The 13,487-nt window shown below is 65.4% G+C and carries 13 protein-coding genes; 5 read left to right on the top strand and 8 right to left on the bottom strand.

The genetic code is table 11. From position 1 onward, the window contains the following. Positions 1-20: 20 nt before the first annotated feature. The 3 genes from BM154_RS10230 to BM154_RS10220 form a co-directional block, all read right to left on the bottom strand. Complete coding sequence (locus tag BM154_RS10230) at positions 21-500, bottom strand: GNAT family N-acetyltransferase (RefSeq protein ID WP_208609431.1); 480 nt, start codon at positions 498-500, stop codon at positions 21-23. Positions 501-598: 98 nt separating this feature from the next. Then, positions 599-1,810: a PrpF domain-containing protein gene (locus BM154_RS10225; protein ID WP_074882882.1), complete on the bottom strand. Its 1,212-nt coding sequence runs from the start codon at positions 1,808-1,810 to the stop codon at positions 599-601. Further along, a complete protein-coding gene (locus tag BM154_RS10220; RefSeq protein WP_074882880.1) occupies positions 1,803-2,294 on the bottom strand; it encodes a MarR family winged helix-turn-helix transcriptional regulator in 492 nt (163 codons plus the stop codon). The genes BM154_RS10225 and BM154_RS10220 overlap by 8 nt, the downstream gene beginning before the upstream one ends. Positions 2,295-2,385: 91 nt before the next feature. On the opposite strand from BM154_RS10220, the gene BM154_RS10215 reads away from it, so the two are divergent. Then, positions 2,386-2,844, top strand: coding sequence for a GNAT family N-acetyltransferase (locus BM154_RS10215; RefSeq protein ID WP_074882879.1), 459 nt, complete (start codon positions 2,386-2,388; stop codon positions 2,842-2,844). Positions 2,845-2,860: 16 nt separating this feature from the next. Here BM154_RS10215 and BM154_RS10210 read toward each other — a convergent pair whose 3' ends face one another. Further along, the gene (locus BM154_RS10210) at positions 2,861-3,724 is read right to left on the bottom strand and encodes an oxidoreductase (protein ID WP_074882877.1); all 864 of its coding nucleotides are present in this window, start codon (positions 3,722-3,724) and stop codon (positions 2,861-2,863) included. Positions 3,725-3,824: 100 nt separating this feature from the next. Between BM154_RS10210 and BM154_RS10205 the strand changes: the two genes are divergently transcribed. Together BM154_RS10205 and BM154_RS10200 are read left to right on the top strand one after the other, a co-directional pair. Beyond that, positions 3,825-4,727, top strand: coding sequence for a LysR family transcriptional regulator (locus BM154_RS10205; protein ID WP_074882875.1), 903 nt, complete (start codon positions 3,825-3,827; stop codon positions 4,725-4,727). Between the two features lie 234 nt (positions 4,728-4,961). After that, positions 4,962-7,040, top strand: coding sequence for a CHASE2 domain-containing protein (locus BM154_RS10200; RefSeq protein ID WP_074882873.1), 2,079 nt, complete (start codon positions 4,962-4,964; stop codon positions 7,038-7,040). Positions 7,041-7,048: 8 nt separating this feature from the next. Here BM154_RS10200 and BM154_RS10195 read toward each other — a convergent pair whose 3' ends face one another. Both BM154_RS10195 and BM154_RS10190 read right to left on the bottom strand, forming a co-directional pair. After that, positions 7,049-7,645 (bottom strand): OmpA family protein, encoded by a 597-nt coding sequence (locus BM154_RS10195; RefSeq protein ID WP_074882871.1) that lies wholly within the window; start codon positions 7,643-7,645, stop codon positions 7,049-7,051. A 12-nt stretch (positions 7,646-7,657) separates the two neighbouring features. Then, entirely contained in the window at positions 7,658-8,011 is a 354-nt protein-coding gene (locus tag BM154_RS10190) for a FecR family protein (protein ID WP_244157164.1), read from the bottom strand. A 274-nt stretch (positions 8,012-8,285) separates the two neighbouring features. On the opposite strand from BM154_RS10190, the gene BM154_RS10185 reads away from it, so the two are divergent. Then, a complete protein-coding gene (locus BM154_RS10185) occupies positions 8,286-10,337 on the top strand; it encodes an HD domain-containing phosphohydrolase (protein WP_244157127.1) in 2,052 nt (683 codons plus the stop codon). Between the two features lie 132 nt (positions 10,338-10,469). On the opposite strand, the gene BM154_RS10180 is transcribed toward BM154_RS10185, so the two are convergent. Further along, complete coding sequence (locus BM154_RS10180; protein WP_074882864.1) at positions 10,470-11,507, bottom strand: GlxA family transcriptional regulator; 1,038 nt, start codon at positions 11,505-11,507, stop codon at positions 10,470-10,472. Between the two features lie 120 nt (positions 11,508-11,627). Between BM154_RS10180 and BM154_RS10175 the strand changes: the two genes are divergently transcribed. After that, positions 11,628-12,503 (top strand): NUDIX domain-containing protein, encoded by an 876-nt coding sequence (locus tag BM154_RS10175; protein ID WP_074882862.1) that lies wholly within the window; start codon positions 11,628-11,630, stop codon positions 12,501-12,503. Between the two features lie 630 nt (positions 12,504-13,133). Here BM154_RS10175 and BM154_RS10170 read toward each other — a convergent pair. Beyond that, entirely contained in the window at positions 13,134-13,454 is a 321-nt protein-coding gene (locus BM154_RS10170; protein ID WP_074882860.1) for a hypothetical protein, read from the bottom strand. Between the last annotated feature and the right edge of the window lie 33 nt (positions 13,455-13,487).

Genomic DNA, 13,487 nt, shown 5'->3' with positions numbered 1-13,487 from the left:
TTTTCGTTATCGCCTGCCGCTCAGCCACAACGCCAGCACATGGTCTGCAGCAGGATGTGCGGGTGGCTGTCCAGCGGTTCCCACTCGTCCAGAAACCCGAAACCCTGCCTGCGGTAGAAGCTCACGGCGCGCCCGTTGTCCGGCGAGACCTCGAGAAACACGGCCGCAAACCCCCGCTCGGAGGCACGGGCCTTCACGGCCGCCACCAACCCGGCTGCCGCAGCCGAGCCCCGGGCATCCGGTGCGACCCACATGCCGATCAGCTCGTAACGGCCAGCACCGTTGATGCCAGCCCCGATCATACCGACCGGCCTGTCGCCCTCCAGCGCCAGCCAGAACTGCGTGCCCGTTCCCGCAGCCCGCTCCTGCCATTGCTGGTCGCTGTAGCCAACTGCCGTCTGGTAGGTCACCGCGAACGCCGTCGGCATGTCCCGCAGGGCAGCCAGGCGGGTCTGCTTCAAGAGCGCCCAGTCGGCTCGCTGCGTTGGTCGAATATCCATGGAGGTTTATCTAATCCGCTGTGATCAACAGTTTGGTCGGCCGTAAACCGGAGGCGCCCGTTATTGAATACCAGACGCCGGGTCTCGCTCCGGCGCCCCTACATCAACGCCATCAGCGCTGCCGCCAGTTGCTGCGACGCGTTATACAGCGGCACATGGCCGCGCTGCAGCACCTGGGCGCTGCGCCGGTAGGCCACGGTTCTGACCTCCAGCCCGGCGCCGGCATCACGGGCCACCACCGTGGCATCGAGGGTGCCGGCAGGGTTTTCCATGGCCACGGCGAACTCGGCGAACTGCTCGCCGACTTGCGGTGTGGCGGCAGCCAGGCGGGCGGCGACGGTGCCCGGTATCAGCGTGGCGGCGGCCAGGCAGCAGCCACCGGACACCGCCATCGAGGCGTGCAGCGTCTGCGGGGTGAAGTAGCGTACCGAGAGCGTTCCGCCGGCCGCAGCCGGGCCGATGATGCATACTTTGGGGATGGTTTCGCTGCGGCTGATGTCCTCGCGGCTCATCAACTCGCCGCTGCGTTTCTTCAGGCCCATGCGCAGCCCCGCCTCGATCCACACCTCGCGCAGCGCTTGCATGAAGGCGCTATCGGCCTCCAGTTCGGCGAGCGGCTCGCGCGCCGTCTTGCCGAAGGACTCCGCGTCGATGATCACCATGGGCACCGCCACATCCACGCAGGACACCGGGTGACCGAGGATCTCGTCGAGCGCATTGCCGGTCGGCAGCAAGGCACCGGTCTTGGCACCGACCGGGTGATGCAGGAACAGGTCCACGCCTGGGAAGTGCCCCGGCACGCCGGGAATCGCCACCTTGCGCAGCGCGTTGTCGGCATCGCGCAGAACCCGGCCGGTGGAGATCACCCCGGTGTTGGTGTTGCGGATGTCGATCTCGAAATCACCGCTCGCACCGTCGGCCAGCCCCACGTCCAGCGCCCACAGCGGCAGCGCCGACGACATGTTGCCGCAGTTCACGCTCCAGTCGATGGTCGAGTGGCTGGCGGCCAGTTGCGCCAGGGTGCTGACCAGGCGCAGCTTGCCCTCGGCGTTTTCCAGCTCGACGAAGAACACCTTGTTGCTGGTCGCCGGGCCGCGGCCCAGGCCGGTGAGCTGGCGGTTGCCGGGCAGCTCGCCTTGCAGCGGCACGCCCATCAGGTGACGCAGCAGTTCCTCGCGCAGAACGATGTCCTGAGGGGCACAGCGTTCGTCGATCACCAGGCCGGTGGAGGTGCCGCCGCGCATGAAGTGCACCGGGAAGTTGACCACGCCACCTTCCACGCGGATACCTGTCGAAAGGGGCTCATGCATTGCCGGTTACTCCTGCTGAGGGTGGTTGTTTGGCGGCGCTCAGGCGCTGCGCGAAGTCCTGATGCTGGAGCGCCTGGGCGGCTTTCTGCAGCACCAGGCGCAGTGGATGGCCGATGTCCTGTTCGAGCTGTTCGATGGCGCGGAAGGTCGCCGCCCAATGGCGGATCAGCTCGGGCATCAGCCGTTCGCCGGCCGGCGCCAGGTGGATCTCACTCTTGCGCGCATCGGCGCCGCGTTGGCGGGTGATCAGGCCGTCCGTCTCCATCTGGCTTACCGTCTGACTGATCGCCCCTTGAGTCAGGTGGGTGCGTGCGGTGATCTCGGTGATGGTCTGCGCACCGGCCTCGATGGCGCGCAGCACCGGCGTGTAGCGCGCACGGTAGGTGAGGCCCATGTCCTGATAATGCTGCTCGGCGCCCCGCTCCACCAGCTCGGACACGTAGCGCAGCAACTCACCCAGACCGGGTTCGATCTTCACGGTCATCGACGGCTCCAAAAGCACCTTTGCCAAATACATTAGCGCTAATGTAGTTTTCCAGCAATGAACATCCCTTGCCCGCCCTGGAGACGCCAACATGCCGACCCTGACCTTTCGCAAAGCGCAACGCACCGACCTGGAAACCATCGTCGCCCTGCTGGCCAGCGACCCGCTTGGCCAGTCCCGTGAAGATGCTTCCACACCATTGCCCGCACCCTACGTCAGCGCCTTCGAGGCCATCGACACGGATCCAAACCAATTGCTTGTCGTGGTCACCGAAGCGGGCAAGGTAATCGGCACCCTGCAGCTGACCTTCCTGCCGAACATTTCGCGCCTGGGCGCCTGGCGAGCGCAGATCGAGGCCGTGCGCATCGACCCGAACTGCCGCAGCGCCGGCATCGGCCGCGAGATGTTCCTGTGGGCCTTCGAGCAAGCCCGTGCACGGGGCTGCCAGTTGATCCAGCTGAGCTGCGACCACACCCGCAAGCAGGCCCAGCGCTTCTACGAAGGGCTGGGCTTCGAGGCCTCGCATATCGGCTACAAGAAGGTGCTGTAGTCGTAACGATCTTCTGTCAGGCCAGAGCGTCCAGCTCGGCCAGCAATGCAGGGGGAATCACCAGCTCGCTGGCGCTGAGATTCTCCTGCAGGTGCGTTACCGAGGAAGTGCCCGGAATCAGCAGAATGTTCGGCGAGCGCTGCAGCAGCCAGGCCAGCGCCACCCGCAGCGGCGACGTTTGCAGGCGCTCCGCCACGCCGGACAACGCCTCCGACTGCAACGGCGAGAAACCACCCAGCGGAAAGAACGGCACATAGGCGATGCCCTGGCGGGCCAGTTCGGCGATCAGCAACTCGTCGTCGCGGTGCGACAGGTTGTAGTGATTCTGCACGCAGACCACCGGTGCGATACGCTGGGCCTGGCTGATCTGCAGCACCGATACGTTGCTCAGGCCCAGCTGACAGATCAGCCCCTGGCGCTGCAGGTCGGCCAGGGTGCCAAAGGCTTCCTCGATGGACGCTTCGTCAGGCGCATGCTGCGTGCCCCAGGCCCGGAAATTGACGACGTCCAGCGCCTCGACACCCAGGTTGCGCAGGTTGTCGTGCACGGCCAGGGTCAACTCGACAGGGGTCGCGGCCGGGTGCCAGGATGCATCCGCTTCACGCCGGGCGCCGACCTTGGTGACCAGCACCAGCTCATCGCCATAAGGATGCAGCGCTTCGCGGATCAGCTGGTTGGTAATGTGCGGGCCGTAGAAGTCCGCGGTGTCGATATGGTTGACCCCGGCTTCGCGTGCGGCGCGCAGCACCGCCAGCGCCGCAGCGCGATCACGGGGCGGGCCGAACACCTGGGGCCCGGCGAGCTGCATGGCACCGTAGCCCATACGATTGACGGTGCGCTCACCGAGAGAAAAGGTACCGGCCTGGCTGGCGTTGCTCATGTCATCTGCCTCGATCAGTGGATGTCGGGGCCACTATAGGCGTTGACCACTGCGCCGATAATCAGGTGCAATCAGCACGGGCCGTACGGGAGAGCGAACAGTGAACACTGACATCCAGGATCTGCTGGCCTTCGTGGCCGTGGTGAACGCCGGCGGTTTCCGCGAGGGCGCGCGGCTCAGTGGCAAATCCGCGTCCAGCCTCAGCGACGCCGTGCGACGCATGGAAACCAGCCTTGGCGTGCGCCTGCTCAACCGCACCACGCGCAGCATCCTACCGACCGAAGCGGGCCGCTTGCTGATGGACCGCATCGTGCCGGCGCTGGGCGAAGTGACCGCGGCGCTGGACGTGGTCAACGATTTCCGCGAACGCCCCACCGGCACCCTGAAACTCAACGTGCCACTGAGCGCCGCGCGGCTGGTGCTGCCTACGCTGATCACGCCCTTTCTGAAAGCCTACCCCGACATCCGCGTGGAAGTGGTCGCCGAGGAAAGCTTCGTCGACGTGCTCGCGGCGGGCTGCGACGCCGGCATTCGCTACGACGACCGCCTGGAACAGGACATGATCGCCGTGCCCATTGGCCCGCGCCTGCAACGCTGCGCCACTGCCGCCTCGCCCGGCTACCTGGACGCCCACGGCCGCCCCGAGCACCCGCGCGACCTGCTGCAGCACGCCTGCCTGCGCGGCAAGTTTCCCAGCGGCGCCATGCCGCTGTGGGAGTACGAACGCGACGGCGAGATCATCAGCGTCGACCCCACCGGGCCGCTGATCGTGCGCATCGGCGGCGCCGTCGACCTGGCCGTGCAGGCGGCGATCGACGGCCTGGGCATGGTTTACCTGTTCGAGGACTGGCTGCGCCCGCACCTGCACAGCGGCGCGCTGGAGCCGGTACTGGAACCCTGGTGGCAGAGTTTCTCGGGCCCGTTCCTGTACTACCCCGGCCGCCGCTACCTGCCTTCGCCGCTCAGGGCCTTCATCGATTTCGTCAAGACGGCGCCCTGCTGAGCATCCATGGCCGGGGTTTATGTGGCAAAGTCGCTACCGAACAAATCGCGGCGCTGATCGCCTTGCCCTGGCACATGGGGCCAGTTGCGGCGCGGCAGCTCTTGCCTGGGCCAGTCGCCCAGTCCGCCCGGCCTCTCAGGTGTCTTTCCATGCCCCAGCTGCAGTTCTTCACCCAACCCAGAGCCCTGGTAATTGGTTAAGTCTCGCCTGCTGTCCTCGGGCGGTGGCTTGTGCATGGCCATCCTGCTGGGCCTCTGCGTGGTGTTTCTGCTCGACCCGATGCCGGTGCAGAAGGCTCGCCACGCGGTGTTCGACCAGTACCAGCGCTGGCAACCGCGCGCCTATCAGGCGGCGCCGGTGCGCGTCGTCGACCTGGATGAACAGAGCCTCGCGCGCATCGGCCAGTGGCCCTGGCCACGCACCCAGGTGGCAGAGCTGGTGCAGCGGCTCGAGCAGGCAGGCGCCGCGGCGGTGGTGTTCGACGTGCTGTTCGCCGAGCCTGATCGCACCTCACCCGAACAGCTGTTGCGCGGCAACCTGCTGCCGCCAGCGCTGGCCACCCAACTGGCCGCCCTGCCGGACCACGACGGGCAATTCGCCGAGGCACTGAAGCGCAGCAATGTGGTGCTGGGCTTCGCCGCCGAGCAGAGCCCCCGCGCCGGCGGGCCACCTTTGAGTCGCTTCGGCCTGGTGCAGCAAGGCCCCTCGCCGCTGGCCTTCGTGCCCGCCTTCCAGGGCGCCGCGCGACCACTGGCGCAGCTGGAGCAGGCCGCCCGCGGCCTCGGTGCCATGACCTTCCGGCCCGACGCCGATGGTGTGGTACGGCGGGTGCCGCTGTTCGTGTCACTGAACGGTGAGTTGCGCCCCTCTCTGGTAGCCGAGGCCCTACGGGTGGCCCAGCGTACCGCGCGCTACCGATTGATCAGCAGCGACTCGGGTATGCAGCGTGTGGATATCGGTCGCCTGCAGATCCCTACCGCTGCCAGCGGCGAGCTGTGGGTGTATTTCACCCGGCCACAGGCCAGCCGCAGCACTCCCGCCTGGCAGGTGCTGGACGGTTCGGCGCCGCCGCTTGCCGGCAGCATCATCCTCGTCGGCACTTCAGCCCAGGGCCTGCAGGACCTGCGCTTCAGCCCGCTGGGCGGGATCATTCCCGGCGTAGAGGTCCACGCCCAGGCCCTGGAACAGGTACTGACCGACAGCCTGCTGCTGCGCCCCGGCTGGGCCACGGCCGTGGAAGGCCTGGCGCTGTTGCTGGGCGGCCTGGCGCTGGGTCTGCTGGGGCTGTACGCACCGGCGCTGTGGTCGGCGCTGCTGATGATGGTGCTGGTGGCGGCGCTGAATGCGGCGGCCTGGTATGGCTTCGTGGCGCACCGCGTGCTGCTCGACCTGTTCACCCCGTCGCTCGGCCTGCTGCTGGTCTACGGCGCCGCCAGCATCGTGCGCCATATGGCGGCCGAGCGTGAGCAGCGCTGGATCCAGGAGGCCTTCTCGCGCTACGTGTCGCCCAACCTGGTCAACCACCTGGTCGCCCATCCCGAGCAGCTGGCGCTCGGCGGGCAACGGCAAACCTGCAGTTTCGTGTTCACCGATATCACCGGCTTCACCGCGATGATGGAGCGCCAGGAACCGGAGGCCGCGGTCAGCCTGCTCAACGATTACCTGGAACAGGTGATCGGTATCGCCTTCCGTCACGAGGGCACGCTCGATCGTATCGTCGGCGATGCGGTGGCGATCATGTTTTCGGCGCCGATTCCCCAGGCCGATCATCAACGCCGCGCCATGGCCTGCGCCCTGGAGATCAACCGCTTCGCCCAGGGTTACGTCGCCGCCCTGGGCGAGCGCGACATCGCCTTCGGCCAGACGCGCATCGCCGTGCACAGCGGTGACGTGGTGGTCGGCAATTTCGGCGGCTCGGTGATCTTCGATTACCGCGCACTGGGTGATCCGGTGAACACCACCTCGCGCCTGGAAAGCCTGAACGGCCAGATCGGCACCCTGGTCTGCGTGTCAGCCGCCATCCGCGAACACTGCCCGGAGGTGCCGATGCGCCCGGTCGGCGAGGTGCAGCTCAAGGGCAAGGCCGAGGCGGTCGCAGTGTTCGAGCCGCTCGAAGCGATGAGCGTGCCGACAACTGACCGCGACGAGGCCTACGAAATGGCCTACCAGCTGTTGGCGAGCGATGCTGCCGAGGCGCTGGGCGCATTCGAAACGCTCAGCCAGCAGCGCCCCTGGGATGGCCTGGCGGCCTATCACCTGCAGCGCCTGCGCAACGGCGAGCGTGGCAACCGGCTGGTGATGGCCAGCAAGTAAGGCAGGCCTCAGCGAACGGTGATTTCCACCCGGCGGTTGGCGGGCTCCGGCGTGTTGTCCGGGGTTTTCACCAGCAGGTTGCCTTCGCCGTGGGAGGTCACCACCAGCTCCAACGCCTGCAGGCCGTTTTCCTGCAACTGGCGGGCGATGGCCCGGGCGCGCAGCAGCCCGAGATCTTCGTTATCGATCTTGCTGCCGACGGTGTCGGTATGGCCGATCACCGATACCGCCGAGGGTCCGCGGTCACGGACGGTCTGCAGCACCTCGGGAATCTCCGCCTGGGACTTGGCGGTCAGCCGCGAGGTACCGGTGCGAAAGTACAACAGATAGCTTTTCGGCAACGCCGGCTGCGCAGCCCGTGCGGCGGAGAAGTCCTTGTCGAGCCTGGGTTGGTCCACCTGAAACGGCCTGGCGCTGCTGCCGTCGAGGCTGACCGCGTAGCCCTTCTGGTCGACGCGGCTCAGCCCTTTGTCGGTTCTGACTTCGATGGCCCCCGTGCTGCCGTCCGGGCTTTCCACCAGCACCACGTAGGATTTGGAGGCGCAGCCACTGGCGAGCATTGCGCAGAGCAGCAGGGCCACTGCGTGGATGTAGGTGCGAATCATGCCTAATCGACCTCAATCCACCTTGACGAGAAAGTGCGTGCCGCGCACCCCGATGGTACCGGTCGGGGTGTTGATCTCGACGGCTTCGGGCTTGAGCTTGGCGATGGTGCCAGAAATGTAGTCCAGCGTGCCGTGGGTGATCTTGGCGCTCAGCTTCAGGTCGTCCTGGGCCGGGTCGAAGAGGAATTCGTCGAGGGTCAGCTCGCTGTTGGGGCCAAAGGACATCACCGTATTGTCCTTGAGCGTCACGCCCATTGAGCCCGCCGAGCCGGTCTTCACCGTGCTGCCGACGTACAGCGGCGTGCCGATGGTCGCGGCCTGGGTCGCGCCATCCTGAGTGACGCTTGCCTCACCCTGTACCTTCATCACATAGCCGATCGACGAGCTGGGTTCAGCGGCGAAAACCGGCCCCGCTAGCAATACGCCAGCAAGCGACCATATCCTGAAAGGTGCAAACACAGTACTCTCCTTTTCTAATCTCAATTCCCTGAGCCGAACTGAGCGTTGCACATCCAGCCACAGCACCGTTGCCTGGTCGGATGGTACGTGAAATACGCGATGGGACAGTAGCGCAGGTTGCAGTATGTCATCAGGGCAAATCAAGCAGCGATTCCGACTACGCTTCAGAAGCAGGAGCCTGGTGGTCGGCCTGTTCCTGCTGCTGCAGCTGGCGCCGCTGCTGGCCCTGACACTGGGCGCCCCGCCCCTGCTGGTGCTGGGCCTGTCCGTCGGCATCCTGCTGTGCACCATGCCGCTGGTGCTGGGCGGTATGCAGAGCATAGATCGCACCATCGACCTGCTGGTGCAGGACACGCAAAGAATCCGCCAGATGGATTTCTCCGGCGAGCTGCCGCCGGCCTCGCTGTTCGCCGAGATCGAAACCCTCAACCGCAACCACATCGACATGAAGGCCGCCCTGCAAAGCCAGACCCAGGCGCTGCAGGCCTCCCAGCTCAAGCTGGCCAGCCTGGTGGAAAACGGCCTGTTGCTGTCTTCCGAGCGCGACCGTGACGCGCTGCTGCGCCATATCCTGATGCAGGGCAAGCGCACCTGTAACGCCCAGGCGGCGACCATGTACCTGAAGACCGAGCAAGGCACGCTACGCTTCGCCCTGCGCTCCATGGACGACGAACTGCCGACGGTCGAAATCCCCCTGCACGACCCGCACACCGGCCTGCCCAACGAACGGCACGTGTCCACCTACGCCGCGCTACACAACGAAACCGTGGTGATCGACGACGTGTACGGCGAAAGCCGCTTCGACCTCAGCGGCACCCGCAATTTCGACAGCGAATCGGGCTTTCACACCGTGTCCATGCTCACCGTGCCGCTGGCACCACGCGGCGGTGAAGTGATCGGCGTGCTGCAGTTCATGAACGCCCTGGACGTCGAAACCGGCGAGGTCATCGCCTTCTCCCCGCCGGTAGTGGCCTTTATCGGCGCCCTCGCCTCCCAGGCCGCCGTGGCGCTGGAGAACCACAACCTGATCGATTCGCAGCGCGCGCTGATCGACGGCATGATCGAGATTCTCGCCGGTGCCATCGATGCCAAGAGCCCGTACACCGGCGCCCACTGCGAACGAGTGCCCGAGCTGGCGATGATGCTCGCCGAAGCGGCCAGCGAGGTGGACGACGGGCCGCTGGCGAATTTTCGCTTCACCACGGCGGACGAATGGCGCGAGTTCCGAATCGGCGCCTGGCTGCACGATTGCGGCAAGATCACCACGCCCGAGCACGTGGTCGACAAGGCCACCAAGCTGGAGACCATCTACAACCGCATCCACGAGGTGCGCATGCGCTTCGAGGTGCTGCTGCGCGACGCCCAGGTCGAACGCCTGCAACAGCTGCTCGACGGCCAGGACCGCGCCCAGGCCGACGCCCGCTACCAGGCTACCGCCCAGGCGCTGCAGGAGGAGTTCGCCTTTATCGCCGGCTGCAACATCGGCAGCGAACTGATGAACCCCGAGCACGTCGGCACCCTGCAAAAGGCCGCCGAACGTACCTGGCTCAGGCATTTCGATGATCGCCTGGGGCTGTCCCAGGCCGAGCTGCTGCGCGTGGCCGAACTGCCCGCCGAGTCGCTTCCGGCGCGCGAGCGGCTGCTGGCCGACAAGCCACAGCACATCTTCCCGCGCCCCGACACCAAGGAATTCGACCCCAAGTACGGCTTCCAGATCAGCGTGCCGGAACACCTGTACAACCACGGCGAGCTCTACAACCTGAGCATCAGCAAGGGCACGCTGACCACCGAAGAGCGCTTCAAGATCAACGAGCACATCATCCAGACCATCGTCATGCTGGAAAACCTGCCGCTGCCCTCGAACCTCAAGCGCGTGCCCGAGTACGCCGGCACCCACCACGAAACCCTGCTCGGCACCGGCTACCCGCGCAAGCTGGACAAGAGCCAGCTGTCGATCCCCGCGCGCATCATGGCCATCGCCGATATCTTCGAGGCGCTGACCGCTTCCGACCGCCCCTACAAGCAGGCCAAGACGCTCTCCGAATCCATCGAGATCCTCGCCCGGCTGCGCGATAACGGACATATCGATGCCGACCTGTTCGCCCTGTTCCTGCACAGCGAAATGCCGATGCGCTACGCCGAACGCCATCTGCACCCGGACCAGATAGATGTCATTGACGTCAGCCGCTTTGTGCCTGTCGAACCGCCCGCAACCCGGTCGGTAGCTGACTGACCAGCGGCTTGCCGGCGCTGCAGGTGCCGCTTCGCAAACCAGCCCGGCAAAGCACAGCGCCGGCTCTGCGAGCTGACCACGGCCGGGGATATGCTGTTGCAATGGCCGGCAGCCCGGCTCGTCGCCAGATGGCTACTCGCCCCGCCGCTGGCTGGATTTCACATTGCCGTGACGGACTTCCCTGGACGGCGAGTTACCGAAGTACGCCGTGTAGCACTTGCTGAAATGACTCGGCGAGACGAAGCCACAGGCCACGCTGACATCGAGCACCGGCAGGTCCGAGTGCTGCAGCAGGCGGCGGCCTTCGGTGATGCGCAGCTCCAGGTAATAGCGCGCTGGCGTGGTGCCCAGTTGCTGCTGAAACAGCCGCTCGATCTGCCGCCGCGAGCGGCCCGAGTAGGCGGCCAGCTGGTCGGTGCTCAACGGCTCCTCGATATTGGCGCTCATCAGGTTGATCACCGTGCGCAGCGGCTCGCTCATCTTCGCGTGCAGGGTGGGTTTGACTCGTTTGTAGCGCGACTCCTCGAACGCCAGGATGCCGACAATGCCCTCGGCGAGATCATGGCCATGCAGCGTGCCGATCCACTCCAGCACCATATGGAAGGCGCCGGTCGGGCTGGCGGCAGTCAGTCGGTCACGGTCGACCACGAAGCTCTCTGCGGTCACCTGGCTGTGCCGGGCGATCTCGGCCAATGCCGCACGGTGCTCGGGATGGATCGCGCAACGGTAACCATCGAGCAGCCCGGCCTGGCCGATAAACCAGGCGCCGCTCCAAAGCCCCGCCAACGCCACCTGCTTGTCGGCGGCGTTGCGCAGCAGCTGCCTGAGCACCGGAGTCGGCCGCAGCGGCGTGCGCAGGCCGGCGCAGATCACCAGCAGGTCCAGCTCGGCGAGATCCTTGCCGGTCAGTTCGGCATCCGGACAGATGACGATGCCCAGGTCGCTGGTCACCGCGGCACCGTCCAGGCTGAAGGTACGGGTAGCGAACAGGCCACGGTCGATCAGGTTGGCGGTCACCAGCACGTCCAGCGCCTGGGTGAAGGCCGGCAGTGAAAAGTGCTCCTGCAGCAGAAACCCCACCCGGGTCTGCCGCGAGGCGTCCTTCTTCGCCGCCACGAAACGCAGGTTCTGCCCCTGTAGGGTCTCGCTGAAACTTCGCCTGTCCGCCATCGTCCGCCCCCTCTGCAGACCTGTCACCTCTGGCCGATTGTGGCAGCTGACGGCGGACTTGGGGCGTTCATTTGATTGTGAAACACTGCACCGCTCTCATGACCCGCGAGGACACTGCCGGTGAGCACCCCCAACGTTCGCATCCTCAAGCAGCACCTGCTATCGGATAACTGGTACGTACTGAAGAAGATCGACTTCCAACTGCAGCGCCGTGACGGCAGCTGGCAGGCGCAGACCCGCGAGGTGTACGACCGCGGCAATGGCGCCACGATCATCCTGTACAACCGGGCCAAGGGCACCGTGATCCTGACCCGACAGTTTCGCATCCCGGCGTTCCTCAACGAGCATGACGGCTACCTGATCGAAGCGGCCGCGGGCCTGCTCGACAACGCCAGCCCTGAGGAGCGCATTCGTCTGGAGGCCGAAGAGGAGACCGGCTATCGCGTACGATCGGTGCGCAAGCTCTTCGAGGCATTCATGAGTCCCGGCTCGGTGACCGAACGGGTGCACTTCTTCGTCGGCGAGTATCAGCCCGAGGACCGCGTTGCCGAAGGCGGCGGCCTGGCCGAGGAAGGCGAAGATATCGAGGTGCTGGAGCTGCCCTTCGCCGAGGCCCTGGCGATGGTCGACGACGGTCGCATCATGGACGGCAAGACCATCATCCTGCTGCAGTACCTGAAAACGCTGATGCCCGTCGCGCCTCTGATGATCCTTATCGCCGGCGCCCAGAACGCGATGCAAAGCTGCGCGACCAGGCTGTTGCAGGCCGGGCATCTGCCAGTCACGGCAAGCTGGCCGACGCAGGCCGGAGAAGAAGACTCAACGATGGATACCGAGCGCTATGGGCAGCTGCTGCTCAGCCGCTGCGATGCGCTGTTGCGTGCGGCGGGGTCGTCCGGTCAGGCAGACAGGCTGGTGGCGTTGGCGCAAGAGAAAGGGATGAGGGTTTACAGAGAATTGGACGAGATCATCGGCATGCAAGCGGCCCGCGTATAACTCGCGAGATGCTTGGTCAGGGCTAGTCGCAGGCTGGCGAGATGGACGAGCGAGAGGTGCACCAAGAGCCTGTTCATTATCTTTCAGCCCAGGTTCGTCGATTTTGGCAGCTAAGTGGCGGGAGCGGCCGCTCGGCCGCTTTGCTTTTTGGTGCTCCTCATGCCACAAAATTTGCAGGCGACACCAATCGCCCCTTCAGGAGGCCGAGCGTAATCGTTGTGGAGAGGGTTGAGCGGCATGGATGCCGCGAGAGCCGCGATGGGCCAGGGATGGCCCTTCGCGGCGGGCCCTCGGAACAACGATGAAGCGAGGGAACCGCAGCGAAGCTGGGGCCGGATGTCGGGGCTAGACCTTTTGGTTTCTTTTGGGGCGATGCCAAAAGAAACCCGCTCGACAGAGCGGAACCGGACGTATGAGCGACGCGATAATGCTAGCAAGCCACAGCTTACCCACGGCGTATGAAACTTAAAAAGCTCGGGGCTAAAGCCCCTCCTACGCGTTTTGCGAACGGCAGCTATTGCCTTGTAGTTACCGCTTAATGCGCATAACGATAGTGAACAGGCTCTAAAGCAAAACGCCGCGATCGATAAGGGTCGTGGGGCCTCCCTTCCCCGCTGAAAAAAGCGCCGGTCAGGTTTCCACGCTTTCGTTGGGGAAGGTGCGCGGCTGTTCCTGCTCAGGCTGTTCGTGCTTTTCCTGCTGCTGCGGCTTTTCCTCGGCGCCTTCCTTCTCCGGCTTGCCAAGCATTTCATTGGTGGACTTCTGCACCTCGTCGATCTGCTTGTTGAAGGCAGTGACCGTATCGCTGACCGCTTCGCGGGCAATGTCCTGCACGGCCTGCTCGGCCTTTTCGGTGAACTTCTGCGCCGATTCTTCGGCCATCTCGCAGCCGGCCAGGGTCAGGCCGATCACGGCAACCAGGGCCAGCGCAGAAAGGGGTGATGGATTCATGGCTCATCTCCTGTGGTGAGAAGCCCCGGCGGC

The sequence above is a fragment of the Phytopseudomonas argentinensis genome, from assembly GCF_900113905.1.
Lineage (GTDB): Bacteria > Pseudomonadota > Gammaproteobacteria > Pseudomonadales > Pseudomonadaceae > Aquipseudomonas > Aquipseudomonas argentinensis.
Note: the sequence above shows the minus strand (reverse complement) of the source record. Positions and strands in the feature narration are given on the sequence as shown.